The sequence below is a fragment of the Dietzia natronolimnaea genome, assembly GCF_002289575.1.
GTDB lineage: Bacteria > Actinomycetota > Actinomycetes > Mycobacteriales > Mycobacteriaceae > Dietzia > Dietzia natronolimnaea_A.
Genome location: NZ_NTGA01000089.1, coordinates 1 through 1,501, shown reverse-complemented (window position 1 = coordinate 1,501; position 1,501 = coordinate 1). Strand labels below are relative to the sequence as shown.

The following is a 1,501-nucleotide window of genomic DNA, read 5'->3' as shown; positions in this document are numbered from 1 at the left end:
ATAAATCACCCTGCGACACAGCAGCGATGGTCGGCGGCATATCGTCCCGCACGGGTGTACCCTAAAGGGGCAACTTGGTTTGCGGCCCTGTTTGCAACTTTGGTGCAATGTGGGCACTATTGCACTTATAAGTGCAACTGCGTACCGTGGAGCGCACATCCGGTACACGCCCCAGAGTCGCCGAGGAGGGACGCCATGACGATCACGATTGCAGCCACCAACGAGGTCTTGCTCTCGTCCGACGAGCAGTCTGCCGCTCGCGACTTCGTGCAATCACTTGGTGGGCACCCCGTCCAGATTGGATCCGGTCAGGACGCCGAGCTTCCTGTCGAGGTGGCGAGAGTTTTCGAGTTGGTGCTCGAAGCGATGGCAGAGGGTCGCCCGGTCTCGATCGAGGCCATGCCGGAAAACCTCACCACCACCGCAGCCGCCGGCCTACTCGGCCTTTCGCGACCGACGTTGATGAAACTCGTCCGTGAAGGACGCATCCCCGCCCACAAAGTGGGCTCGCACCATCGACTGCGCAGCGCCGACGTTCTGAGATTGAAGGATGAGCTACGCCTGGAACGCCAGCAGGCCGTCTTCGACGTCATGGACCTGGAAGACGAACTCGCCAGCAACAACCCCTGACCCTGCCCAGCGGCACCCTGGGGCACTCTCGGTGTCGCTGGGCACTTATAGGGTGGCGGTCATGGCGATCGTGCGACCACACTCGGTTCTTCCCGACGCGAACATCTGGTGCTCCGCCACACTTCACTCCTGGTTCGGCCTCATCGCTACCGAAACCATCGGCTCATGGACCTTTCATTGGACCGAGGACATCCTCGCCGAAGCGGTGTACCACCGCCGAAAACGATTCCCCCGAGCCTCGTCTCAGCAGATCGAAGCGCTCCGGGATCGATTGATGGCCCCCATGGGCGAGAACCGCATCAGCGGTTTTCCTATCGACGAGTCGGTCACCTACCCGGACGAGTACGACGCGCACGTCCACAGCGCCGCCATCCATGAAGGCGTCGCCATCATCGTGACGAACGACCGCACAGGTTTCACCGGCCTGTACCCCGACCCTGACGAATGCCCCTACGAGGTGCACACCGCTGACGAGTTCCTCACCCTCGTCGCCGACAGCGCCCCCCAGGTCGTCGACGCCGTCATCACCGCCCAGCTCATCCACTGGACAGGCAAAGGCCACAGCTTCTCCCTGCCCAACAAGCTCAGGCAAGCCCAGGCGCCCCACTTCGCCGAGTACGTCAGAGCCCGACTACAAACGATCCCCCTGCCCAGCTCGGCCCCGAAGCAGAGTTGAGCTACTGAGATGGCTGAAACATAGATCCAGTCGTTCAAGAACCTCCACCCGGCCATGCTGGGCGGTAGCTTCACATATGAACACTTATCCAGGATTTGGATCAAACATGAACGTCGGCAAGGGGATGCGCAGCGGTGCATGAGATTGACTTTCTTCCTGGCAGGTAGGGCCAGTGGGTACGCCTAGTCCGGCGAT

At 61.2% G+C, this 1,501-nt stretch carries 2 protein-coding genes; both read left to right on the top strand.

Annotation, left to right across the window (positions count from 1 at the left end):
- Positions 1–195 precede the first annotated feature (195 nt).
- Positions 196–630 carry a helix-turn-helix domain-containing protein gene (locus CEY15_RS17745; RefSeq protein ID WP_095719501.1) on the top strand — a complete coding sequence of 145 codons (435 nt, stop codon included), beginning with the start codon at positions 196–198 and terminating at the stop codon, positions 628–630.
- Between the two features lie 61 nt (positions 631–691).
- Positions 692–1,306: a PIN domain-containing protein gene (locus CEY15_RS17740; protein ID WP_095719500.1), complete on the top strand. Its 615-nt coding sequence runs from the start codon at positions 692–694 to the stop codon at positions 1,304–1,306.
- Positions 1,307–1,501: the final 195 nt, after the last annotated feature.

Coding starts and splice junctions, on each gene's coding strand:
- CEY15_RS17745 (WP_095719501.1), top strand. CDS start 196: ATGACGATCACGATTGCAGCCACCAACGAGGTCTTGCTCTCGTCCGAC.
- CEY15_RS17740 (WP_095719500.1), top strand. CDS start 692: ATGGCGATCGTGCGACCACACTCGGTTCTTCCCGACGCGAACATCTGG.